Source organism: Neobacillus sp. B4I6 (genome assembly GCF_050434045.1).
GTDB lineage: Bacteria > Bacillota > Bacilli > Bacillales > Cytobacillaceae > Neobacillus.
The window spans coordinates 1,832,488-1,856,022 of record NZ_JBNPWB010000002.1 but is presented as its reverse complement, the minus strand read 5'-3'; the positions used below and the strand labels follow the sequence as shown (position 1 = coordinate 1,856,022).

22 protein-coding genes are annotated in these 23,535 nt (G+C 36.2%); 15 read left to right on the top strand and 7 right to left on the bottom strand.

Annotated elements, in window-relative coordinates; all coding sequences use genetic code 11:
* Nucleotides 1-238: 238 nt before the first annotated feature.
* Nucleotides 239-718 (bottom strand): hypothetical protein, encoded by a 480-nt coding sequence (locus tag QF028_RS11230; RefSeq protein WP_429465421.1) that lies wholly within the window; start codon nucleotides 716-718, stop codon nucleotides 239-241.
* A 476-nt stretch (nucleotides 719-1,194) separates the two neighbouring features.
* On the opposite strand from QF028_RS11230, the gene QF028_RS11225 reads away from it, so the two are divergent.
* The 4 genes from QF028_RS11225 to QF028_RS11210 all read left to right on the top strand — a co-directional run bounded on the left by QF028_RS11225 (nucleotide 1,195) and on the right by QF028_RS11210 (nucleotide 5,002).
* Nucleotides 1,195-2,445, top strand: a complete 1,251-nt coding sequence (locus QF028_RS11225) for an ATP-binding protein (protein ID WP_429465419.1) — start codon at nucleotides 1,195-1,197, stop codon at nucleotides 2,443-2,445.
* A 109-nt stretch (nucleotides 2,446-2,554) separates the two neighbouring features.
* On the top strand, nucleotides 2,555-2,917 hold the full coding sequence (locus QF028_RS11220; RefSeq protein ID WP_168243922.1) for a group I truncated hemoglobin: 363 nt from the start codon (nucleotides 2,555-2,557) through the stop codon (nucleotides 2,915-2,917).
* A 442-nt stretch (nucleotides 2,918-3,359) separates the two neighbouring features.
* Nucleotides 3,360-3,929 carry a cupin domain-containing protein gene (locus QF028_RS11215; RefSeq protein WP_429465416.1) on the top strand — a complete coding sequence of 190 codons (570 nt, stop codon included), beginning with the start codon at nucleotides 3,360-3,362 and terminating at the stop codon, nucleotides 3,927-3,929.
* A gap of 269 nt (nucleotides 3,930-4,198) precedes the next feature.
* Nucleotides 4,199-5,002 (top strand): hypothetical protein, encoded by an 804-nt coding sequence (locus QF028_RS11210; RefSeq protein WP_429465414.1) that lies wholly within the window; start codon nucleotides 4,199-4,201, stop codon nucleotides 5,000-5,002.
* A gap of 277 nt (nucleotides 5,003-5,279) precedes the next feature.
* On the opposite strand, the gene QF028_RS11205 is transcribed toward QF028_RS11210, so the two are convergent.
* Nucleotides 5,280-6,191, bottom strand: coding sequence for a LysR family transcriptional regulator (locus QF028_RS11205; protein ID WP_429465412.1), 912 nt, complete (start codon nucleotides 6,189-6,191; stop codon nucleotides 5,280-5,282).
* A gap of 147 nt (nucleotides 6,192-6,338) precedes the next feature.
* Between QF028_RS11205 and gdhA the strand changes: the two genes are divergently transcribed.
* The 6 genes from gdhA to QF028_RS11175 all read left to right on the top strand — a co-directional run bounded on the left by gdhA (nucleotide 6,339) and on the right by QF028_RS11175 (nucleotide 12,577).
* On the top strand, nucleotides 6,339-7,721 hold the full coding sequence (gene gdhA / locus QF028_RS11200) for an NADP-specific glutamate dehydrogenase (protein WP_429465410.1): 1,383 nt from the start codon (nucleotides 6,339-6,341) through the stop codon (nucleotides 7,719-7,721).
* 307 nt (nucleotides 7,722-8,028) lie between these two features.
* Nucleotides 8,029-8,748: a PadR family transcriptional regulator gene (locus QF028_RS11195; RefSeq protein WP_429465408.1), complete on the top strand. Its 720-nt coding sequence runs from the start codon at nucleotides 8,029-8,031 to the stop codon at nucleotides 8,746-8,748.
* A 98-nt stretch (nucleotides 8,749-8,846) separates the two neighbouring features.
* Nucleotides 8,847-9,332 (top strand): nitroreductase family protein, encoded by a 486-nt coding sequence (locus QF028_RS11190; protein ID WP_429465406.1) that lies wholly within the window; start codon nucleotides 8,847-8,849, stop codon nucleotides 9,330-9,332.
* 607 nt (nucleotides 9,333-9,939) lie between these two features.
* Complete coding sequence (locus tag QF028_RS11185) at nucleotides 9,940-10,353, top strand: VOC family protein (protein ID WP_429465404.1); 414 nt, start codon at nucleotides 9,940-9,942, stop codon at nucleotides 10,351-10,353.
* A gap of 484 nt (nucleotides 10,354-10,837) precedes the next feature.
* Nucleotides 10,838-11,206, top strand: a complete 369-nt coding sequence (locus QF028_RS11180; protein WP_429465402.1) for a MerR family transcriptional regulator — start codon at nucleotides 10,838-10,840, stop codon at nucleotides 11,204-11,206.
* Nucleotides 11,207-11,443: 237 nt separating this feature from the next.
* A complete protein-coding gene (locus QF028_RS11175) occupies nucleotides 11,444-12,577 on the top strand; it encodes an NADH-dependent flavin oxidoreductase (protein ID WP_429465400.1) in 1,134 nt (377 codons plus the stop codon).
* Between the two features lie 180 nt (nucleotides 12,578-12,757).
* On the opposite strand, the gene acpP is transcribed toward QF028_RS11175, so the two are convergent.
* From acpP to QF028_RS11155, 4 genes are all read right to left on the bottom strand, one after another.
* Nucleotides 12,758-12,988, bottom strand: a complete 231-nt coding sequence (gene acpP / locus QF028_RS11170) for an acyl carrier protein (protein WP_429465398.1) — start codon at nucleotides 12,986-12,988, stop codon at nucleotides 12,758-12,760.
* A 129-nt stretch (nucleotides 12,989-13,117) separates the two neighbouring features.
* Nucleotides 13,118-14,227 carry a Ger(x)C family spore germination protein gene (locus QF028_RS11165; protein ID WP_429465396.1) on the bottom strand — a complete coding sequence of 370 codons (1,110 nt, stop codon included), beginning with the start codon at nucleotides 14,225-14,227 and terminating at the stop codon, nucleotides 13,118-13,120.
* Complete coding sequence (locus QF028_RS11160; protein WP_429465395.1) at nucleotides 14,224-15,324, bottom strand: GerAB/ArcD/ProY family transporter; 1,101 nt, start codon at nucleotides 15,322-15,324, stop codon at nucleotides 14,224-14,226. Before QF028_RS11160 ends, QF028_RS11165 begins: the two co-directional genes overlap by 4 nt.
* A complete protein-coding gene (locus QF028_RS11155) occupies nucleotides 15,305-16,849 on the bottom strand; it encodes a spore germination protein (RefSeq protein ID WP_429465393.1) in 1,545 nt (514 codons plus the stop codon). The genes QF028_RS11160 and QF028_RS11155 overlap by 20 nt, the downstream gene beginning before the upstream one ends.
* A gap of 674 nt (nucleotides 16,850-17,523) precedes the next feature.
* Between QF028_RS11155 and QF028_RS11150 the strand changes: the two genes are divergently transcribed.
* On the top strand, nucleotides 17,524-17,745 hold the full coding sequence (locus QF028_RS11150; protein WP_429465391.1) for a hypothetical protein: 222 nt from the start codon (nucleotides 17,524-17,526) through the stop codon (nucleotides 17,743-17,745).
* 512 nt (nucleotides 17,746-18,257) lie between these two features.
* On the opposite strand, the gene QF028_RS11145 is transcribed toward QF028_RS11150, so the two are convergent.
* Entirely contained in the window at nucleotides 18,258-19,265 is a 1,008-nt protein-coding gene (locus QF028_RS11145) for a DUF3231 family protein (protein ID WP_429465389.1), read from the bottom strand.
* Nucleotides 19,266-19,429: 164 nt separating this feature from the next.
* On the opposite strand from QF028_RS11145, the gene QF028_RS11140 reads away from it, so the two are divergent.
* The 4 genes from QF028_RS11140 to QF028_RS11125 are packed head-to-tail and all read left to right on the top strand — an operon-like array spanning nucleotide 19,430 to nucleotide 23,503.
* Nucleotides 19,430-20,917 (top strand): spore germination protein, encoded by a 1,488-nt coding sequence (locus QF028_RS11140; protein ID WP_429465387.1) that lies wholly within the window; start codon nucleotides 19,430-19,432, stop codon nucleotides 20,915-20,917.
* Between the two features lie 25 nt (nucleotides 20,918-20,942).
* The gene (locus QF028_RS11135; RefSeq protein ID WP_429465385.1) at nucleotides 20,943-22,109 is read left to right on the top strand and encodes a Ger(x)C family spore germination protein; all 1,167 of its coding nucleotides are present in this window, start codon (nucleotides 20,943-20,945) and stop codon (nucleotides 22,107-22,109) included.
* Between the two features lie 3 nt (nucleotides 22,110-22,112).
* A complete protein-coding gene (locus QF028_RS11130) occupies nucleotides 22,113-22,355 on the top strand; it encodes a hypothetical protein (protein ID WP_429465383.1) in 243 nt (80 codons plus the stop codon).
* Nucleotides 22,356-22,396: 41 nt separating this feature from the next.
* A complete protein-coding gene (locus tag QF028_RS11125) occupies nucleotides 22,397-23,503 on the top strand; it encodes a GerAB/ArcD/ProY family transporter (protein ID WP_429472279.1) in 1,107 nt (368 codons plus the stop codon).
* Nucleotides 23,504-23,535: the final 32 nt, after the last annotated feature.

Sequence of the window (23,535 nt, the reverse complement as noted above, 5' to 3'; positions counted from 1 at the left end):
CTAAAATATAGTTAATGTGGAATATAAAGTACATCCGCATTTATAGTATATCTACCCGAGAGGTATCCACTTGAAACATGTAAAAATAGAAATGAAGTATAATATTTTGTTAAAAAAAATGAGTTTTACCGAAAAAACAAGTCAAATAGGCATATTTCTAGAGCTAAACTTGTTTAATTTAAGATTAAAAAAGGAAGAAAAAACCATCCCAATAAATCCATTAACAAATAGATATTTATTAGATATTTTTATTATAAACCGTTTCTTGCCATCTTTGATAACCATAAATAATTATCGATAAAGAGACAAAGAGAACAAATCTGCCCCAAGGAGTAATGTTTATTAGTTGGTAAATTTTTAATTTATCTTGAAACAAATAATGAATGGGGAAAATCGCAAACATAAAGTCTAATATTAGATTTGTTATTAAATATACCCAAAATTTCCCATATGTATAATAAAAAATCCAAAGAGTTATTATCAAAAAAGCTCCTAAAATTCCAGGCATAAAAAAATGTTTGAACCATGGTACTATTGTGACTTTTACAATCCAATGCTTTTGATTGTATGCTATAACATTATAAAGAAGCATTAAAAAAGACGAAAAAATAGATACAGGCATAAATCGCTTTATATCGTCCTTCTTTAGAAAAAATAAAGAGAACCAAGGAGCAATAAGAATAGTCCATAATACAATTTTATTTATCATATTGTTCATTGCAGCTCCTTCTAGAAGTATGAAGTTAATATTTGTTTTTTTAGAAGTTATATTCAATAAATTTCTTAAGTTATGAAAAGAATGCTTAACGTCACACTTCGAAGAAATTGTGAAGTAACAAAGAACGTGCTTTTTTTACAAATGGGTGGAAGACGGAATATCACGGTTTTTCTCAAAAGTTACTATTTAAATGTGCATGTGGTAGCAATGATAAAACATTTACGAAATTGAAAAATAATAACCAACGTAAATGTGACGTTTGCCAACCGCAAAAAGCGACACGATAACGTATAGCGAATAAACGAAGTGCCGATTTCTATAAAGAGAAGTTGGCACTATTTTTATTTTATAGGGGGAATTATGATAACTTTAAAGTATAATATGAAATATGTTTGTATGGAATAGTAACAAACATATTGAAAATGAATATCTTCTGCTCGAATCAGGTATTGAACAGATTATGAAAGGTAACAAAAATGAGTATAATAAAGGATTTTTTGCTACAACTAACGTTTATGGTAATACCCATTTTTATTTACTTTACATTTATTACAGAGAGGGTAAAAAGTGATAAAAATAGAAACGTAATAATGTCCATTTTGTGGGGCATATCAATATTATTTTGCATGTCCTTTCCAGTGAGTTTTGGCCAAAATGCTCGTTTGGAGTTAAGAATTATTCCTCTATTATTTGGCAGCTTATACGGCGGATTTTGGCCAGGCATCTTCCTTTCAGTGCTAATTATACTTTATCGACTTTATTCTGGAATCAGTTTAGGATTTTATAATACTTTTCTTGTCTTAATATTTACATTGCCTGTTATATTGTTTTTTCAAAAATCATTTGCAAGTTCGCATAAAGATAAAAGGATTAAAATTGCTGTTGGTCTTTCCTTTTACTACTGTCTTATTGGCCTTACTTTTTTTGGTATTCTAAGAGGTTTTTCCGTAGCTCATCTTAAAGTACCGATTATTCATCTTATCTTTGTAGTGGTAGTTACTTGGTTCTTCACTATGTTAAATGAAACGATTAGGGAGATTCATCAGCTTCGATCAGAAATGCAGAACTCAGAGAAATTACGAGTGATAAGTGAGTTAACAAGTGTTTTCGCTCATGAAATTAGAAATCCGATGCAAGTGACTCGTGGCTTTCTGCAACTTCTAAATGAGCCTGATTTGCCTAAGAAAAAGAAGGAATATATCCAAATATCCATTGAAGAATTAGATCGTGCAAATGAAATTATTAATGATTTTTTATCTTTTGGAAAACCCACAATGAATAACAGCGATAGAATCGACGTAGGTTATCAGTTACAACGTGTAGTAAATATCATTCAAGGTTACTCCCTGAACCAAAATGTTGAGATTAAAACTGATTTTTTGGATAACTGTTGGATTTATGCTAATCCTCAAAAATTGAACCAGTTTTTGATTAATATTTTGAAAAATGCGATAGAGTCTATGCCGAATGGTGGAATGATTTGGATTACATGTACTTCAACAAATGATGGGTATATAAAGATTACCATTAAGGACCAAGGAATTGGTATGACAAAAAAGCAAATAGATAGGCTTGGATCTCCGTTTTATTCCTTAAAGGAAAGTGGGACAGGACTTGGAATGATGGTAAGTTTTCAAATTGTCCATTCTTTCAATGGTAAAATACAAGTGAACAGTGAAAAGGATATGGGGACAGAATTTATTATTCTTTTACCCCAGATAACCTGATGATTAACCAATAATGTGAGAATGCTGCACAATCCCTTTTTTTACTAAGGAATAATAACATTTTTTCTGCAGAAAATACTTCTATTAAATTCAAAATAGGAGTGTATATATGGAACAAACACTTTATGAAAAAGTTGGCGGAGAAGAAGCGATTGCAAAAGTTGTGGACTATTTTTACTCCGAGTTGGTTCTTAAGGATGAGACTGTTAATCATTTCTTTAAAGAAACGGATATGGAAAAACAACGCCGTCATCAGTCAAAATTTATTAGTTTTGCATTAGGCGGTCCAAATCAATATTCTGGTCAATCTATGGCAAAAGCTCATCAAGGAATGAATCTCCAACCAGCCCATTATAATGCTATTGTAAAACATCTTCACGATGCTCTTGCTCACTTTGGAGTGAATGAAAGAGACATAGATACAGCTTTAACTCAAGTAGCTTCACTAAGAGACGATATATTATATCAATAACTGTTATTCTGCTAACGGATCATAGTAGGGAAGAACGAGCTGCCAAAAATAAAGGTAGCTTTTTCTTTTTCAAGTAGCCTTTATTTTGTTAACAATTGAGTACATAATTAATTATGATAATGTAAATGAGGTAGAGGAAGAATTGCGCCGTGAGCTTGAAGTAATCGAATAATTGAATATAGATAAAGAATAAACAGGCTCGATTGTAAGCCTGTTTTTCTTATATCCCTACTCTTTCGTAAAGCTTCTTTATCACCGGAAACAGGTAATAAATATGGTTCATCAAACTCAAATAGTGATTTAGGATGTCCTTAGTGTTGTACCTCAATCCGGTATCAATAGAAACACGATTTCTGGATTCATGCATATCTATATGTATCTATGTATGTGGGCTTAACGATTGAATCCATAATCATCCAATTAAGGAAGGCGTGAGTATCCGATGTATACCACCAGTGATATATTAAGCTCCTCTTCATTAAATTTATCCTTTGACTTAAAAAGTGCTCCATACTTTCAGAAAAACAGTCAAAACTTCATTCTTCAGCAAACCGCTAAACAGTTTCCCGTCTTGCAAAACTTAAGCATCTTTGACGTTTATTTGAGTAGAGAACATAGCGTAGAGGCTCATTGGCACCCGAACGCGAATGAACTCGCCTATATGATACAAGGTGAAGCTGACGTTTCTATGCTCAATCCATTTACCCTGCAAGTACTCAGTTACCGTGTTAAGCCACCCCAAACGGTGTATATCCCTATGGGTTGGTGGCATTGGGCTTTCGCGATAACGGATCACACCCACTTGTTGGCTATTTTCGACAATAATTCCACGCAGGTCGTATATGGGTCCGACATCTTAAGAAAGACACCTCCTGAGGTGTTCCAGGCAATTTATGGTGTTAATGCTGCCCAATTAGCTGAAGTTCTCAAGCCTATCGATCAAACAGTTACCATAGGTCCACCTAGATCTAACGAAATACGATGGCGTATTGGAGAGAGAGGCAATTATTGAATTTTTCTAAGTAAAAAGAAAAACGTAATCCTTAATCGTTCGTGCGTTAACATAACGGCAAGTTAAAAGGCCATTCCACGAAATGAATGGCCTTTTAACTTGCCGTTACAGGCTCAGAGTGGAATAGGTGAAGAAAAAATTGCATAACGCCTATGTATGAATCGTTGTGTATATTGGAAATATAAACATGGCTATAAAAACCGGGGGAGTTCATAAATGTTGTATTCCCATTCCCGGGAGGTACCGCGGATTTACAGGAGGATCGACCTATGCCAAATATATACTGGTACTACGGTTTAATAGTTATCGGGGCGGTAATTACCGTCTATACAATGTATAAAAAAAGAAACGTATTTGATTTGTTTTCATATTTTGTATTCGCAACTGCTTGGTCATGGATTGGTGAAGCTGTTGTCCTCTTTGCACTAAATGCTTACGCATATAAACCCGGACTTTATTCAGATCCTTTTGCCGAAAATATCATAGGGCATATAATAGCCACTACAGGATTATGGTCTTCAACAGCGATTAGTGTAATGGTTTTTCAGCTCTCATACCGCTGGATTGGATTAATATCCATCGTTTTCATGCTGGTAGAGGTTTTGTTTCTTAAAGAGGGTGTCTACACTCATCATTGGTGGCACACATATATGACTGGCATTGTAACATTTATCTATATGATGACTATGAAAAAGTGGTATTCCATAGTAAATGGAAAAAGACATAAATCCCCACGAATCATAACATTCTGGACAATCTCATGGATCATTCTACAAACTCCATCAAGCGTACTTATGCTTTTTGGAAAACAGTTCTTTCATGTAAATTGGGTTGAAAACATTTACCGGGACAGTACATTATTTAGTGGTTTTTTGTATCACGTATGTATGGCCGTAATTGTTATTTTTTGTATTTACATACCAAAAAAGAAATATTGGAATGTGGTTCCTTTTTTTATTTTGCTTTTAGGCGATGTGATCCTTTTGAACATGAAAATATTAGTTTTTCATGACGATTGGAAATTGAGTTACCTGATCTGCATCCGAGCAGCAAGTTTACTTTTTTTATACTAATTGAAAAATACACGTTAAGACTTGATAATGTTGGAAATTCGACATAATAGGCCTGCAATCCGGTTTTTTGAAAATTTATGCACAGTTCGAACAAAATGTGCAATAAAAGTTAGTAGGGCTTTTTCACGGCAAAGAGCATACATTCATGCAACTACCTACTAATGGATATAGTAGGTAACAATTCTTCAATGAGTAGTCGATGTGGCTACTCATTTAATTTTCCTCATCCAGCCAATATATACTTATTTTTAAAAATCGTATGTTCTTTAAGAAATTTTTACTTTCTAAACTCATTTAATCTTTCGTAGGTTTCAAGTAAGAAATTATAAAACAATGCTTCGGTTGGGAGCAGTTGACGTTGTGTCGGGTAGATGACACCGACTGTGCGTGTGAGACTGGCATCTGATATGGGAATCACGACAGTGGACCGAGGTGTGTTATCTACCAATGTCATCTCTGGCATCAATGCTACTCCTAAGCCAGCAGACACTAACCCTTTTAATGCATCAATATCTTTCCCTTCGAATGCGATTTGTGGTGAAAAACCTGCATCCTTACATCCTTGAACAACCTGTTCGCGAAATACAAATCCTTCAGGCAGGACACAAAATGGGTCATTTCTTAAATCCCGTAACCGAATCGATTCCCGATCAGATAATGGATGATGAAGAGGGATTAGAGCAACGATATTTTCTGTAAATAACGTAGCTCCTTTAATTTTTTTTTCCTTTTCCGGATTGGGCATGGGTGCCATCATGGCCAAATTAAATTCCCCATTTACCACACCATCAATTAAATCATAATAAAGGGCATTGCTCATTTGAAATTTCGCATCCGGGTACCGAATGCGAAAAGCATAAATGATGGAAGGCAATGTATGGGCGGCCATGCTAATAGGGAATGCAATTCGAACGGTTCCTTTTTCCGGATTTAAATTTTCTTCTACTTCTCTCTTTGCGTCCTCCATCAAATACCACACTTGTTTCATCCGTTCATAAAAGATTCTTCCTATAGGGGTTAACTTTACGCTTCTTCCCTCACGAATAAAAAGTTTCACACCTAATTCGTCTTCTAAATTGAAGATTTGCCTGCTAACGGAAGACTGGGCAACATGCAAGACATCTGCTGCCTCTGTTACATGCTCTCTTTTAGCCACTTCTAGGAAATATTGAATTTGCCTCGTCTCCATTTTTTAATCACTCCAGATTCATGCGTTAAATGCATTAATTTCATCGGAAATTAAGATTGAAACTATTAATTATAAAATTATAAAATGAAAATACATTTAAGAAAAGTAATTTTTCAATGTTTTTAATAAATTTTAGGGGCGAACGTTATGAAAATGCTGGACAAAATAGAAGAAAATCAAACGCAAATCGTGAAAGATTACGTAAATCGTTTATTTGAAAGTGTTCAAATGCGGAATCCAAATGAATGGGAGTTCCAGCAGGCAGTTAAAGAAGTACTTGATTCTTTAGTACCTGTCCTTGTGAAAAATCCGATATATATTAAACAGGCCGTTCTAGAAAGAATGGTCGAACCAGAGCGAATGATTACCTTTCGGGTTCCATGGGTAGATGATAAAGGGAATGTAAAAGTGAATCGTGGATATCGTGTCCAGTTTAGTAGCGCGATTGGACCTTATAAGGGGGGACTAAGATTTCACCCGTCTGTTAACGCAAGTATTATCAAGTTTCTCGGGTTTGAGCAAATCTTCAAAAACTCATTAACAGGTCAGCCGATAGGCGGTGGAAAAGGCGGTTCTGACTTTGATCCAAAAGGTAAATCTGATTTAGAAATTATGCGCTTTTGTCAGAGCTTTATGACAGAGCTTAGCAGACATATCGGGCCGGATATCGATGTTCCCGCTGGGGATATAGGAGTAGGGGCAAAAGAGATCGGTTATATGTTCGGGCAATATAAAAAATTAAAAGGTGCTTATGAAGCAGGTGTGCTAACTGGAAAAGGCATTGGTTATGGAGGAAGCTTAGGCCGGAAAGAAGCGACAGGATATGGATTGGTTTATTTTGTAGAAGAAATGCTGAAACATCAGGGATTAAGCTTTCAAGGAAGTACCGTTGTGGTATCTGGTTCAGGAAATGTTTCGATTTATGCAATGGAAAAAGCGATGCAGTTTGGTGCAAAAGTGGTAGCATGCAGTGATTCAAACGGCTATGTTTATGATCGAAATGGAATTAACCTAGATACGGTTAAACGATTAAAAGAAGTAGAGAATAAAAGAATAATCGAATATGTCAAAGAACATCCAGATGCTATCTTTCAAGAAGGGTGTTCAGGCATCTGGGCGATCCCGTGCGATATTGCTTTACCGTGTGCAACGCAAAATGAGGTAAATAAGGAAGCGGCAGAAATGCTAGTTTCAAATGGGGTAAAGGCAGTGGGAGAAGGTGCAAACATGCCTTCTACGCTAGAAGCCATCGATACGTATTTGGAGCATCATGTTTTATTTGCACCTGCAAAAGCAGCAAATGCAGGCGGGGTTGCAGTCTCCGCGTTAGAAATGGCGCAAAATAGTGCAAGGCTGTCTTGGACACAAGGAGAAGTGGATATGAAATTACAAGACATCATGAAAGATATTTATAGTAAGAGTATGAAGGCATCAGAAGATTATGATGCTCGAGGAAATCTTGTAGTCGGTGCTAATATCGCTGGATTCGTAAAAGTAGCTAATGCCATGATCGAACAGGGTGTTATATAAAATATACTATCTTGTTATGATAATAATAGAATATAGATACCGTTCAAAACAACGATGAAAGGTCACAGTTTGGTGGCCTTTCATCGTTGTTTTTTCTTTTCTATCAATCGTTTACTTATCTGTTATTTTAAGTAAATAGGAAGCAATAGTCGTTTGATTTTTGTTAATTGAACAAACTGAGAACATATTAGGAAAATGTGAAAAGATAGGAAATTTTTATATCGAAAAAAATAATCGATATATCTATTGCTTTATCTATGTATATCGATTAGAATTTATCGTAATAGTGAAAGAATGGAGGGCTGGCATGTCAGGTATAAAAAAACAAGACATTCTAACAATCCTTACATTTGTGAGTCGTAAGGATATATGCAGGGAAGACTTGCTTGGGGAACTTAGTGAGGAAATCTCTAATTTCGATACAATCATTGAGCATTTGCTTAACGAAGAAATGATTGTGAATAGAAAAGGGATGCTTTCAATTACAGAAAAAGGCTTAAACCAAGCACGCCACTTTTACGAAAAAAAATCTCATCATAGGAAGCAAGGAAAAAAGAAGCCTGGAAAACGAAGGGGACTTATTCAGATAGCAGTCCTCCAGCTGCTTAAGGAGGAGCCGCGACATGGCTATGAAGTGATGAAGCTGCTGGAAGAGCGGAGTAAAGGTGTGTATTCTCCAAGTGCAGGAACAATTTATCCAGCTTTGCAGGATTTATCCGAAAGAGGTTTGATCTCAATTGATGAACAAACAGATAAAAAAGTATGTACGTTAACTCCTGATGGTTTGGAATTTCTGTCAGAGACGGTTCACGATGAGGATCAGGTGTTTTGGGAGGAATGGCGGCTTCATTTATTGTGGAAGCAATCGAAGGAAGCTGGATTACTGCGCGAAGAGATGGATAAATTTCAATTGGAGTTTCAATACGCAGTAAGTAGAGTATTGCACGAGCCTTCACTTGCACCAGAACTTGCCGAAATCATTAAGAGCGGAAGGGCTCACTTGATTCAGTGGTCAAACAAGAAGTGAGAAAACATATCACACGAATGCCTAAGTAGAAAGTTTTCAGCGTTACAAGGTGCAGGACAGATTTAGGGAAAAGATTAAAACTAATAGGAGGAATTTTCTTGGATATCATCGATATTATCTATTCTCGACGTAATATAAAAAATTTCAAATCAGATCCGGTCACTATAGAGCAAATCAGCAAATGGCTGGAAGCCGGCTCAATGGCTCCCAATCATAAAATGACCGAACCATGGGAAGTGTATATGGTTGGTGTGGAGACAAGAGAAAAGTTAAACCACAAAACCAATTTCTTCCATGCGCCTGTTGTACTTGCCATTTTATCCAAACACGGTGCCAATGAAATTGAAAAAATAGAAAACGCACATGCTACAGCCTGCTTTGTACAAAATTTTAATTTAGCCGCTTGGGCAGAAGGGGTTGGAACATTCTGGTCATCGATGGGGGGTGCTCCGAAAAACCGTGAAATTCTAAGTGTTCCGGATGGGTATGATGTGATTGGGATCTTTGGTGTTGGGTATCCAGAAGAAATCAATGAACCAAAAGAAAGGACTCCTATTCAAGAAAAAATAAAGTATCTTTCTTGAAAAAATACGAAGCAGAGAAAATCACGTTTCTCTGCTTCTATTTTTTATTGATAACAAAAAACCGGCCCTAAGGTAACCCTGGGACCCAATCCGATTTTGTTAGCTTCATGAAATATTCCTCATAATCCCCCAACAGCAAAGATAAATAGACTTACAAAACTAACTGCCTTTCAATTGACGAGATCTTTATTACTCATTTGAGTGGATAATGTTGCCAATAAGCTCTATTGGAAACATTTTTGGTCATTTTTTACCGAGATAATGTCGCCAATAAGTCTGATTGGAAGCATTTTTGGCCCTTTTTACCGAGATAATGTCGACAATAAGCTTGATTGGAAACATTTTTGGCCCTTATTATTGGAGTATTGTCGCCAATGAGGTAATTATTACCATTAAAGAAGCGCGCTTGTTCATAATAAATCAACAACGTAATTTAACAAAGCCTTTCTTTAAAGAAGCCCCACATAAAATAGAATCTTTTGTGAGTTTTACATAATATGGTATAATTACAATTAATAGAGTAATAAATAGTTGCTGTTTAAATACCAATCAAAAATATTCGAATAACCATGCAAATCGGATGAATATTAAAAAAGGAGTAATTACGATGCCAAAACAATTTTGGATTAACTTACCGGTAAAAGACATCAATAAATCAAAAGAGTTTTATAGCAAAGTAGGATTTATTGTTAATGAGCAACATGGCAATAGCGATCAAGCACAATTAATCATCGGGGATCATAATGCTACTGTCATGCTTTTTCCAGTGTCTACTTTCGAAAACTTTACCAGACAGGCAATTGTTGATACAAAGCAAGCTACGGAAGTATTGCTATCCGTTGATGCCGACAGCAGAGAAGAAGTAGATGTAATGGCAAAGAATGCAGTAGAGGCTGGCGGTACAATTTTTGGAGAGCCTTCAGAGAACCAAGGATGGATGTACGGCTGCGGTTTTACTGATTTGGATGGTCATCGGTGGAATGTGTTGTATATGGATATGAGCAAAATGCCAAAAGAATGAGATAGGATATGTAAGTTAACGGGTGCTTGAGTTCCAGAAGGGTTGCTGCGGCGATCCTTTTTTTCTTATTCCACTATAGGGTTTTTATAAATAATCATTTCTTCTATAAACCAAAAAATACCATAGACCGGAATTATGTTGGATTGTCTAGCCTTTTTATAATCATCCATCCGAAGATATTCTTTTGCACAATATCTGCTTGTAATACAATGATAATAAAACCCAGATAATTTTAATAAAAACAGCGACAATTGTTTTATGATTTGTCGCTGTTTTTAATGCATATAAATAATATCTTTCAAAAACATGTTTCCTTTTTAAAATTATTCTAACGAAATATATCTAAAAGATCGTTAGTTTGTCATATGCAGAGGAATTATAATTTCTTGACTTAGAGTAAGCTCTAAGTATTACTCTTTCGTTATGTCACAAATTAAAAAAGAAAGAAGAAATAGAACTATCAGATTTAAAGGAGTCGGTTATATTGACATATTCTATTGGAGAATTTTCTAAAATCGTTGGGTTAAGCGAGCATACATTGAGGTTTTATGAAAAAGAAGGGTTAATAAAAGTAAACAGAGACCATAACAACGTAAGAATCTACTCGGATGAAAATAAATTATGGATTGAATCATTGCTCCACCTAAAAAATACGGGGATGTCTCTAAAAGACATGAAGCAATTTGCCATGTGGGGGCATATCGGGGATGGAACAATGGAAGAAAGGTTAGCTCTACTTAAAAATCATCGAAAAAAAGTAGTGGAAGAAATGGAGAAGATTCGTCAAAGTTTAGAGCATCTGGATAATAAAATAAATTTTTATGAAAATGAATTAGGAGATTGTTTCTCTTGAAACTAAGCAACGAGTTGTTTTTTCCATTTGCTCCTTTTTGAAAAACCTCGTACAGACAGCTTTCGAAATCGTGTTTTTATCAAAAAAAATAAAAATAAAAAAAACTTGCTCTAGAGTGCACTCTAAGGATTAATCTAGTCTTGCACCATTTATAAAAATGAAGGTTTGATTAACCTTTACAAAATAGTGATAAATGAACAAGAACATATAAATAAACCAATAGAAAGAGGGTAAAAAATGAATACAAAATATAGCAACTTATTTGAATCCTTCACATTAAAAAATGGAGTCACCATTAAAAATAGAGTCGTTATGGCACCAATGACAACTTGGTCAAGTAATGATGATTACACCATTTCAGAGGAAGAAGTAAATTATTATAAAAGAAGAGTCAATGGAGTAGGACTTGTTATAACTGGCTGTACGCATGTGCAACCAAACGGTATAGGTTTCACACATGAGTTCGCAGCCTATGACGATAAATTTATTCCAAGTCTACGGAAATTAGCTGATGCTGCGAAAATCGGTGGAGCACCTGCGTTACTTCAGATTTTCCATGCAGGTAACAAAGCACTTCCATCTTTAATTCCAGATGGTGAGGTGGTTAGTTCCAGTGCTGTAGAGACGGAAGCTACTGCATTTGCTCCTTCAGTATTACCTAGAGAACTTTCACAAGATGAAATAATGGAAGTGATTCATGCGTTTGGAGAAACAACAAGACGGGCCATTGATGCAGGGTATGATGGTGTTGAAGTTCATGGTGCACACGGATTTTTACTTCAAAACTTCTTCTCTCCTTTCTTCAATAGACGTGAGGATCAATGGGGTGGCTCTCTAGAAAATCGCTTGCGTTTCCCATTGGCAGTAGTACAAGAAATTAAAAATGTGATTAAGAAGCATACAACAAAACCTTTTATTTTCGGCTACAGAATTTCTCCTGACGAACATGAAGAAGGCGGTTTGAGAATGAAGGATACCTATCAATTAATTAATCGTCTTATTGAAGCAGATGTTGATTATGTACATGCTTCATTGGCTGATGCCCTTTCCTCAAAGCCAGTCGATAGTCAAGATGAAAAAACATATCTTGAATTAATTGTTGAACATGTAAACGGCAGAGTTCCTGTAATCGCTGCTGGTTCTATGGTAACTGCTGATGATGTTGTAACAGCATTAGATAAGGGTCTATCCCTAGCAGCAATTGGACATACGTTGATCATGAATCCAGACTGGGTAGAAAAGGTCCAGAATGGAAAAGAAACTGAAATTGAGACAACAATTAAGACTTCAAAAGTAAGCGAACTTGAGCTTCCTGAAAAACTTTGGAATATCATTCAAGCTTCAGGTCCATGGTTTAATATCGAAGAATAAAATTAGATCTGATTAGTTGTTAGAATATAAAGCTTTGTACTTATGGGGTCTTTAATTGAGGAGGGATTCTGCGGCGATAAGAGCATTTCTGTATAATCCATTGTAGCGGATGCCTTCTGCGATACGTTCACCTGCGTTCAAGTGTCCGTCAGCGTTGGGCCATCCGCCTTTCCTTATTTGTTAACGGGAATTTTCAATATAGTTTACGACATCTCCCACTGTTTGAAGCGTCTCTGCAACTTTGTCACTAATTTCGATTGCGAATTCATCTTCAATTTCCATTGTCAGGTTCACCATATCAAGCGAATCAGCTTCGAAGTCATCTTTGAATGAGGCTTCCGGTTTGATATTCTCCATTTTCACACCCAGTTGGTCTGCAATAATAGGTTTTAACTTTTCAAATGTGGTCATTGTGACATCCCCCTAAGTATTTCATAACCTCCATTATAACAACCAATATCAGAACGGAAAACATAAAAGTATTACCAATATCCGGCGAACAGCTCCCTTTCTTCGTGCTCATGGTTGATTACTTAAACATTACAAGACAATACCTTGTTTGGTGATTTCAACTTTTACATTCGTTTTAATCTTTATATTTTTAAAATAATCCTTCTTATCTAGCATTTCCCAAGTTTTGGGGTGAAACGCGATCAATCTCCTCCCAATTCCAAATGCATCACAATTCGCCTGCTGTAATTTTGTTATAACCTGTTTCGCGTCTTCTGTAAGCTCCTTTGATAATACCTTGTTTAATCGTTCTATATCTTTTGGAACATCCCCTTTAGGATATTCTTCCACGTTTAGCTTTAAATGTAATTTTAATTGAACAGAAACCTCTCCATTTTTTACATGAACATTTAATTTTCTTTTCATATTTTGGACATTAAATGAAATATAATTTTTTATTTTCTGCTGCTCTTCTTTATTTACTCGTTTTGTAAATCGTGCGTATTTTCCTTTTTTGTTATTCAATAAAAGAAGGAGGCATGAATCTTGCGGGGATAAATTTCCCGAATATTTCTTTTCATCCATTAGGGCTAGGCCGACCACTACTGCGCTTTTCTTTTTATTCATTTTAAGATAAGGGAGGACGATATCTTCTCCCGGGTCAAGCATTTCTGAGGCTAATGTCTGGATGGTTTGAATCGGAACGATCGAGTTTTCTTCTGCGCTAGTAAGAGCTTCTTGTATATACTCGCTAACGTTTGGCTCATGTTTCGGATTAATTTCAAGCAGATCCACCGCTTCTCCAGCCACTACCCCTAGTGTCGCCCCCAGTGAATTGCGCGGATCTCTCCAAATGACATCTAATGGTGGATAAATACCTGCAGCCGCCATCCGCTCACCGAACAAAATCAGTTTATTTTTAGATGAATCTAATATTCCAGATACTTCCCGATCGATTTTAAGCCGACAATCCCTTGGTGTATGACCTTTTGCAGAAAGTGTTTCACTTTTCACCCTAGCTTGCGGTCCCTCGGAGGACTCCTCGACTATGGGAATGGAAACCCCTAATAACATTTCGTCGTTATCTGCTAAATCAAAACTTAATATCTGTACCAATACGGCATTTTTCATCAGGTGCTGGTCCCAGCATCCAGTAAGTAATAAACATAAAAGTACAAGGATAGGCTTTTTGCTTTTCATGGTTTATTCACCACTTCTTTTTTCGATAAAACCCACGAGAGAATGAGTAGTAGTACAGGTATGATACCGATAAAAATATAGTGCGTCGGCCCAAGAAAGTGATTAAAATTTTCAAAGTCTCTTCCTTGATCAGGAAGAAGGGCCAAAATTAAATTGACTCCTGCAACAATGGGCAGAAAGCGGGCATAGTGTCTTTTTCTAAAAAGGCTGGCCAACCCCATTGAAGATAATAATAGCCAGTTCGCGATCGAAGTTGCAACGACTACAAGCCAGAGCGATAAGAAAAATAAATCCGTCCTTTCGAGAACCTGAAACGAATAGGCTTTTATCATATATAATAATGGCTCTGGAGTCAGTCCGATATCTATATTGGGCTCGAAATAGACAAGGGCTGCAAACACCAAAAAGGTATAAAAGAAGGTGACAAAAATGTTCGCTGTAGTGGTGGCGATCAGCTTCTCTTTTCCGGAAGCTTGCACATAGGGATGGATAAAAAGAAACAGTTCAAAGCCCAACATAGAGAAAGCAGCTTCTTTTGAACCTTTTAATATCGTTAGAATGCTATGGTCCCCTACTGGAAAGATATACAGGAAGTTCGCATCCTTCATTGCATACACAATCAACACTAATAATACAAACAGAATGGGGGATACTAGTACATAAAATCTCGCAATACTGGTTAAACCTGCACTGACGATGTAAATGCAGGTGATGAGGATTAAAACCATTGGAATCCAATTAGGGGTACGCGGTAAGATCCATTTATCCAGGATATCACTATATCTTGCTAAAACTAAGCTCCCTGTTACCATAAAATAGAGTGCATAACTGAGAATGAATAGCTTCCCGACAACTTTCCCCAGTAATTTTGGGAGTATTTCGTACAAAGACGACGAAGGAAATCTTCTGCTTAGTCCCCAAAAGGCAAAAATAATCGCCTGCGAGATGACTCCTGCAAGTAGAGTGGAAATCCAGCCATCCTGTTTGGCTAATAATGCCACATCATGGGGCAACGATAATATTCCTACACCAATTTGGGCCTGGATAATCATAAAAACAAGCTGTTTGTTCGTAATGCTATTCTTGTTTTGTTTCATTACTATCCCAGCCCCTTGCCAAAGATTGCTTTTTCAGTCTGTTCGGTTTTGAATCAAGCGGACGTGTATTAAATTTCCATAGGGGCAAACGGATAAACGTATCTTTAATATCTTTTAATCGAAATGGTGCCCAAGGTGCAAAGTAGGCTGTGCCAAATGATTCTAACCTGCATAAATGAGCTAAAGTAAACATAAACCCAAAGGTAATCCCTACAAATCCAAAGGTTGACGCCAAAATCATATGGGGAAAACGTAAAAAGCGTACAGCATCACTCATTTCTGTGGTCGGGATGCTGTAGGCTGCAATGGCCGTAATCGCCACAACCACAATCATGGTATTCGAAATGAGGCCGGCACGGACAACTGCATCACCAATAACCAAACCTCCGACAATACCGATGGTTTGGCCAATCCTTGACGGAAGGCGTACCCCCGCTTCACGAATCAGTTCAATGGTCAACTCCATGACAAGTGCTTCAATTAACGGAGGAAAAGGTATATTTTTGATGGAACTTACAACAGGGAGAACTAAATCATCCGGCAGTACTTCAAAATGAAAACCAATTACCGCGATATAAATAGCAGGCAAATTAACCGCAATGAAAATGCTTACGAGCCTCATGGAACGGATAAAGGTTCCGATCATCCAGCGTGAATTATAATCATCAGGTGAATGGAAAAATGCAAAAAAAGTGACGGGAATAATTAAACAAGCAGGAGACCCTTCCATCAACACAGCCACTCTTCCTTCATTCAGATGACTTACAACACGATCTACTCTCTCTGTACTTAAAACCTGAGGAAAGGGGGACCATGTGGAATCTTCGATCAATTCCTGAAGAGCTCCCGTACTGGGGATATAATCCATTGGAATATGATGGACCCTCCGTTTGAATTCTGTGACCATTTCATTATTGGCAAGGTCTTTCATATAAACCATGGCTATTTTGGATTTAATCTGGTCACCCACTGTTATATGTTCCATGGTAAGGTTTGCGGTTCTACAAGATTTCCTAATTAAATGAAGATTGGTTGAAATATTTTCGATAAAACCTTCATGAGATCCCTGAATGACTTGTTCATTACTAGGTTCTATAATGGTCCTCTCTTTGGAGAGGCCAACTTCCACCATGTAGAATTCTTTAACACCATCCAAGAACATGATACAGGATCCATTCAAAAGTGCTTCTTTAGCTTTGAATAAGTTATCTGATTTAAGAAAGTTAGAATAAAGTACACTTTCGAACGGGGCACGATCGGCTTCCATCATCGGTTTAACAATATCTCTTTGAATCTTATCCTTATCTGCCATCGTATCTAAGAAAATCAAAATTCTCCGATTATTTCTTTCATATAATTCCTTAATCATTAAATCAGCTGAATCAGAAAATATATGCTTAAAAAAAGAAGTATTTTCATCGATTGTATGGAAAACCTCTTTAAACGATATAGAGTCCTGATTTGAAGCAACTGGTTGGATATCCCTTTTCATGAACTTTTTTAAAGTGAGGTAAATGAATTTCATTTTTTTACTCCATTATCAAAATGTTTCCATTATCTTCCCCAAAATATGGTATAACTATGTATTTGTTTGTGGCATGAAGGAAGTATCAGTAAATACGCATTCCTATTCTTTATATGGAGCAGATTAACATATGAAAAATAAAGGATTTTTCATATGTAACTACCATGAAAATAGGTTTCTTCAAGATTAGAAAAATGACAATACTTAAGAAGACCCTGCTCGATCGTTAAAAAAAAGGAGAGCGAAAATTAATAAGTCTATGGATTAGGGTTGACTGGATTAAGGTCAGTATCAGTATTGACACTTCCTAACCATTTTCATTCTCTGTGGTGAAGCGCCGATTTTTGCGCTTAAATGGATGGCAACCAGTGGAATAAAAAAAAGACCCACCATAACAAGTGGGTCTCACTCCTTAATAAAAATTATTATAATCTCATTTTCACAAATAGGTGTCTTTTTTAAATGGTATAGCTTTACATGTATATGCAGATAATACCTTTAGAAAAAATCCAGAGGTGGGAAAATGTTTAATAATAATGGCAAAAATCTTTTTTTATCCATATTAGTTGAAGTTCTTTCTAATGTTGTATATTCAGTTTTAATTTCTTCAAAACCATATGGTAAATGAAATAATTATTCGGTTCCCTTTCAAAGACCGAACAGAAGAGATAAAAATGAAAGTCACTTTGACATCTGAAGACATGAATAAAATTAAGGATGCTGCAGGAATGAGTATAAAAATAAAAGTAAAGCAGTCAGAAACAGGTACAGAAAAAGTATTTACTGTGGCAATAGAACGTTTCAATCAAATAGATGGAAAAGTGATAGCTATTCCTAGTGAATCATCTGTAAACGAGATTGAAGACTTCGTGTACGGGAGAAACAAAGGGTTATAGCGTATCGTAAAAAAGAGATTATATGTACTAACGAACTGCGACATAAAGTCCTTGTTTATTTCTTTTCGGGTTAAGAGATAATAAGAGATACGTAACATTGCGTGAGCGACTACAATACCAGTACGTTTCTTACCTTCGGGATGCTGTACGTCTATACAGTGCTCCGAGATAGTTTTTGGATCCTCTTACTGAATGAGCTGCTTCTGTTAACGCCGATCTTAATTACTTATTTCCTTTTTTAGTTTTGGCTCATTTTCTTTATCCAGCGCTTTCATTTTGCCCAGGAACTAATCCTGCCCAATTCTTCTTTTTTCTTCTTCATACTACGTCTAAAGGCACCTAATTTTGGCGAGCCGAAAACGAAGAAGAAAAGGAATCATGGAGAGATTCGCAGTCTTTCACCAGAGACACGAGCAAGTTAAATGATCGCTATAAAAAAAGAGGCAACGAACCCAATCGGGGGCGTTGCCTTTTCTTTTATCTGGTAAAATGCAGGTAGAAAACAAATTGATTCAATTACCTTTTATTATTTGAGCCCTATCCTCCATTTGTGGAGGTTCTTCAAACCACCTATGCTTAATCTTAATTTCAATTCCTTCTTGTCCATAGAAAAATATATCTTTAGCAATTAATGAAAATTTTATAGATATATCATTTCTTAAGCTAAAAAAGGTTCCAAAACTACCTCCTACAAGTCCAAATCCATTGAGAAGGTAGACGCAATGCATCATGAGCTTATCCGAAAATGGAGCGATTGTTGAAGTAGTTACCGTGCTTCCAGATGTAGCAGAGAAATGAACATTGCTTTCTAAAAGCATTTCCTCACATGTTTTGATTTGTTTCTTACAAAGTTCAATTCCTTTTACAAAATATTGTTTAACATCTTTGTTCACTGCACATTGTGCGAAACCAGTAATCAATTGCATTCCAATATTATTTGTCTCAATTCCATGGTGAAGAATACCAAGCTCAAGGTCATTTAAAGTCCTCTTGTCACCAAAAGGGTTAAATCCTTGCATGTACCTTTTGTTTTTAATAAATTCATTTGTTTTTGGCATAGTAACTTTTGGGGGCAGGGTTAGAATCCCTCTTTCCAGCAGATAAAGGGTAGACAATTTATAAATTTTTTGAGTAACAGAAGTAAGACCCTCATAAATCTGCATAACTTTATCGTTATATGCCATATTCATATTAATGGTGTACATACCCATGCTAACTTCTTTTAAAATACGGACGAACATAATATCAAATCCATTATCGAATAACTTAGGAGCTTCTACGTTGACGTCTTCTTTTGTGTATCCAACAGGTTTCACCATTTTTTGGTCTCTAAATATCTCTTCCATTTGCAAAAGAAAATAATTCAGTTCTTGCCACAAACCGCCCATAATATTCCTAGCTTCTTGGTCATCCGATTTCTCAATAAAGTATTCCAACATTCTCATAATAAGGGTTTTTTCTATGTATGTAAGCCAAAGTGTTCCCACCTCTGGTGCACTTATAGGGTTTGTTAGAATCAAATCTATAACCTCCATGACTTTTTAATTTTAGTGTGTTCAAAGGGAGGGAAATTAGTCAATTTTAAAACGTTACTTCAATAAGGAGTCGATCCTTCTTCTTTTTCGGAATAATTTTTAACCTTTATACCATAATAAGACAATAAAAGAAAAAAGAGGTTACTGTAATGTTTTTTAAAGAATCTACAACAATCTCTAAAAATTCAAACGAAAATCTTGAGAAATTAAAAGCTGTTCTTTCTAACTGCGAAGATCTAAAAATCTTTCCGTGGCAATATGGGCCGGATTTAATCTATAACGCTTTCTCGGTTTATTTCGAGACATTGGTTCAAGAGAAAAGCGTAAATTATATGAAAGAATCCATGCAGGATTTGGTACCACATGAAGTTGGTCCAGCAACGATGATTACACCGAGAGATGTCATAAAATTTTTCAGTCAACATGGAATATCTGGTCAAAACGCTGTTCTAGTTGATAGCTTTGACCAGGCTGTGGACAACATTTTACAAGGACACATTGTGATCTTTTTTGATGGTTGGAACAAAGTGTTGTCTTATGCGCAAGCGAGTCAAATTAACTCACGACAAGTCTCTGAACCTGTCACTGAATCTGTGGTACAAGGCCCCCGTGAAGGAACCGTTGAAGATCTGCAAAGAAATATCGGGTTGCTTCGAACACGATTACAGAACCCTCATTTTAAAATTGAGAAATTTAGAGCAGGAGGAGCTACTAAAACCGAGATCGCCTTTGGTTATTTAGAGGGAACGGTTAACGCGGAAATGTTAGCTGAATTTAAAAACAGGATTGAAGTTGCTAAAAAAGGAGACGTTTTAGAAACAGCATATATTGAGGAGTTAATTGAAGATTCAACTTATTCACCATTTCCCCAATATCGGTCTACTGAACGACCTGATGTAGCTATTTCTGGTTTATTAGAAGGGAAAATAATTGTAATGGTACAAGGTACCGGAACCATATTAATTTGCCCCGGATTATTAACGGAATTCTTCCAAGCAAGTGAGGATTATTATCATCGTGTCGTGTTTTCATCATGTATTCGTCTATTAAGAATTGCTGCCTTTTTTATCGCTCTATCATTACCGAGTATTTATGTTGCTTTAACGACTTTTCATCCTGAACTCATACCAACCACCCTTTTAATGGCCATTCTTGATACTCGGGAAGGGCTTCCTTTTCCGGCGTTTGTTGAAGCAATCATAATGATTTTTTTCTTTGAATTACTCCGAGAAGCCGGCATTCGTTTGCCAAGGCCAGTTGGTTCGGCGGTAAGTATTGTTGGAGCCTTAATAGTTGGTGATGCAGCCATTACTGCCAACATCGCTTCTCCTATTATTGTTATTTTAGTCGCATTAACTGGAATTGCTTCATTTTCTATCCCTCACTACAGCATCTCTATCAGTTTACGGATTCTCCAATTCCCTTTAATGGTTTTAGCTGCTGTATTGGGGGGATTTGGGATTATGATCGGTTACCTGCTCATTATGTTACATATAACACAGTTAAGGTCATTAGGACAGCCATACTTTAGTCCACTAACTCCATTCAGACCGAGGCTGTTACTCGATGTATTAATTCGTGCACCACTTAAAACATTGTGGAAGTCCCCACGAGTACGTGGTATCCGTAAAAATTAAATCACCTAAGAAAGTATGGTAGACAATGAATTCAATCGCCATGAAAGCTTTGCCTATTATGTTTTTATTACTATCTTTAACAGGGTGTTGGGACAGTAGGGAGTTAACGGAATTTGGATTTATCATGGGGATTAGTTTAGACCAAACAGAAGAAGGCAGTATTGAAATAAACGCTCAATCCTATTCACCGACACAAACGACAGGAGGAATGGGCGGCGGGGAAAAACAAGCCTATACCAATATAAAAGCGATAAATGAAAGTGTCTTTGACGGAGTTCGTGACATAAATCGATATTTAGGACGTTTACCCCGTTGGAGTCATATGCGTGTCATATTAATTGGAGAAGAGTTTGCAAAGGAACACGATATTGGGGAGATTCTTGACTTTTTTAATCGTAATGAAGATGTTCGCCTCACTACCTTGGTTATTGTTACTAATGGAAAAGCTGCTGACTATTTGACAATAAAGCCGTTTATTGAAAAAACAGTAAGTCAGCAATTGCAAACTATTATCGAAAGTTCTACCATATATGCAGGTAAGACAATTAAAGCTAGCATGTTAGATATAGATTTGCAATTAAAAAGTAAAGCGAAAACGGCTTTAATCCCGTATTTTAAAATAAAGGAAGATCAACAAAAAGCTCCCTATAGCAGCGGGGTGGCAATTATTAGTAAAGGGAAAATGGCAGAACTCCTAGAACCGAGTGACGTTCAAGAAGTTCTTATGTTAATGAATAAATTTAAAAGCGGGATAATTGAGTTTCCTTGTTTGGATGAAGGGAGTCAAGATTCTTCGAAAATGGAAGCGTTAGAAACTTCCTTTATTAAAACAAAAATAACTCCCAAATTCACCATGAAACCACCCACTATTCACATGTTGACTAAAATAGAAGGAACGATTGGTGAACTAAGTTGTACTACTATAACCAATGTTGGCGAAGAAAAAAAATTAGAAGATCATATAAAAAAAATAATAGAAAAGAAGATCGAATCCGTGATTGAACGTATGCAGGAAGAGAAAGTGGATGTGTTGGGAATGGGGAATAAACTGTATCAACAAGACCCTGCCTTATGGAAAAAATGGGAAAAGGATTGGGACGACATTTTTGCTGACATCCAATTTATCATTGATGTTGAAGTGAATATTAGAAGTACGGGCATGCCTATTGGCGAAAAAGTAACGGGGGAATAGACATTGTTTGAGAAAACTGTTTTTCTTGTTATCGTGTGCTTAGGTATTTTGTTTTGCGACGCTCCAAAATTAAAGCAATCAAATCGTAGAGATCGTATCGTTTATGGACTATTGGCGCTGCCCATCCTATACCTTAGTGGCGTTTATGTGTTGGATTTAGCATGGCCAAATTTAGATGAACTCGTTCACTTCTTTTTTTCAAAACCTGCCCATAGAATTGTCGAAGCTATCAAGGTACCCATATAAGCTCTAAATGGGATAGGAAAGGAGGGAATAAATTGAATAAAGTGGAAACAGTAAGTTCTGGACAAATGGCGTGTTTATTTCTCTCTTTTATGCTTGGATCTTCCTATATTAATATCCCACAGCCTTTGACGTTAGCTGCTAATAATGGAGCGTGGCTATCAGTAATTATTGCTAATGGTTATGGATTACTTTTATTGGCATGTGTTTTATATTTATATGGTAAAAATCCAAATTGGACTATAATCGATTATAGCAGGAAATTACTTGGAAAATGGATTGCGCTATGTATTTGTATTCCAATACTGATCGTGCTTTTTTTAATTATTTCTTACATTATCATTGATATAGGTGGATTTTTCACTACTGCAATGATGACAGAAACACCCGCTTATGTATTTCATGTTCTCATATTGCTGGTAGCTGCGTTAACGGTCAAAGCAGGTATCGAGGTAATGGCCAGAATGTTTATTTTGCTTCTTTGCTATTCAATCTTTTTTGCATTGATAGTAATAATATTGAATTTACCAAATTATCACGTAGGAAATCTCCTACCTGTTTTTCCAGAAGGAATGAAACCGGTTATACATGGTACTTATTCCATACTGGGTTTCCCATATGGTGAAATAGTCCTTTTTTCATTTTTACTTCCATTTGTTAATAAGGAACAGGCCAAGTCATTAAAAAAATATATGTTCTCAGCTCTTTTGCTTCAAGGGTTTTTAATCATTACCTCTATTCTTTGCACGATTATGGCTTTAGGACCACTTTCAGGTACATATAAATTTTCACTTTTTGAATTGGCACGTTTGGTTAATATTAAGGAAATTATTACAAGGAATGAGTCTTTCATTGGTATCGCCTTGATTGTTGGTTCCTATATGAAAGCAACCATCATGCTGTTTGTTTTAAAAGTGATCCTATCAAGATTATTAAAATTAAAGGATGAACAGATTATTATCTTTCCTGTTACGTTTATTACCCTCCTTCTCACACTTACCATGTTCAAGTCAGATATGGAGCATTTTGAAGCAACATTTATTATTTGGCCATTAATTGTTACTACCCTTGTCGTTCTTCCATTCCTTTTTATTACCATCATGGCATTTTTCAGGGGAGAGAAAATAGAAGTGAAAGACGATCGCTTTTAGTTGTAGCCGTATGTTGGTTTCCCTAGGGAAAT

What these genes read in the sequence shown, in the direction of transcription:
- QF028_RS11230 (WP_429465421.1), bottom strand. Translation starts at nt 718, where the DNA reads ATGAACAATATGATAAATAAAATTGTATTATGGACTATTCTTATTGCT.
- QF028_RS11225 (WP_429465419.1), top strand. Translation starts at nt 1,195, where the DNA reads ATGAGTATAATAAAGGATTTTTTGCTACAACTAACGTTTATGGTAATA.
- QF028_RS11220 (WP_168243922.1), top strand. Translation starts at nt 2,555, where the DNA reads ATGGAACAAACACTTTATGAAAAAGTTGGCGGAGAAGAAGCGATTGCA.
- QF028_RS11215 (WP_429465416.1), top strand. Translation starts at nt 3,360, where the DNA reads ATGTATACCACCAGTGATATATTAAGCTCCTCTTCATTAAATTTATCC.
- QF028_RS11210 (WP_429465414.1), top strand. Translation starts at nt 4,199, where the DNA reads ATGCCAAATATATACTGGTACTACGGTTTAATAGTTATCGGGGCGGTA.
- QF028_RS11205 (WP_429465412.1), bottom strand. Translation starts at nt 6,191, where the DNA reads ATGGAGACGAGGCAAATTCAATATTTCCTAGAAGTGGCTAAAAGAGAG.
- gdhA (WP_429465410.1), top strand. Translation starts at nt 6,339, where the DNA reads ATGAAAATGCTGGACAAAATAGAAGAAAATCAAACGCAAATCGTGAAA.
- QF028_RS11195 (WP_429465408.1), top strand. Translation starts at nt 8,029, where the DNA reads ATGTCAGGTATAAAAAAACAAGACATTCTAACAATCCTTACATTTGTG.
- QF028_RS11185 (WP_429465404.1), top strand. Translation starts at nt 9,940, where the DNA reads ATGCCAAAACAATTTTGGATTAACTTACCGGTAAAAGACATCAATAAA.
- QF028_RS11175 (WP_429465400.1), top strand. Translation starts at nt 11,444, where the DNA reads ATGAATACAAAATATAGCAACTTATTTGAATCCTTCACATTAAAAAAT.
- acpP (WP_429465398.1), bottom strand. Translation starts at nt 12,988, where the DNA reads ATGACCACATTTGAAAAGTTAAAACCTATTATTGCAGACCAACTGGGT.
- QF028_RS11165 (WP_429465396.1), bottom strand. Translation starts at nt 14,227, where the DNA reads ATGAAAAGCAAAAAGCCTATCCTTGTACTTTTATGTTTATTACTTACT.
- QF028_RS11160 (WP_429465395.1), bottom strand. Translation starts at nt 15,324, where the DNA reads ATGAAACAAAACAAGAATAGCATTACGAACAAACAGCTTGTTTTTATG.
- QF028_RS11155 (WP_429465393.1), bottom strand. Translation starts at nt 16,849, where the DNA reads ATGAAATTCATTTACCTCACTTTAAAAAAGTTCATGAAAAGGGATATC.
- QF028_RS11150 (WP_429465391.1), top strand. Translation starts at nt 17,524, where the DNA reads ATGAAAGTCACTTTGACATCTGAAGACATGAATAAAATTAAGGATGCT.
- QF028_RS11140 (WP_429465387.1), top strand. Translation starts at nt 19,430, where the DNA reads ATGTTTTTTAAAGAATCTACAACAATCTCTAAAAATTCAAACGAAAAT.
- QF028_RS11135 (WP_429465385.1), top strand. Translation starts at nt 20,943, where the DNA reads ATGAATTCAATCGCCATGAAAGCTTTGCCTATTATGTTTTTATTACTA.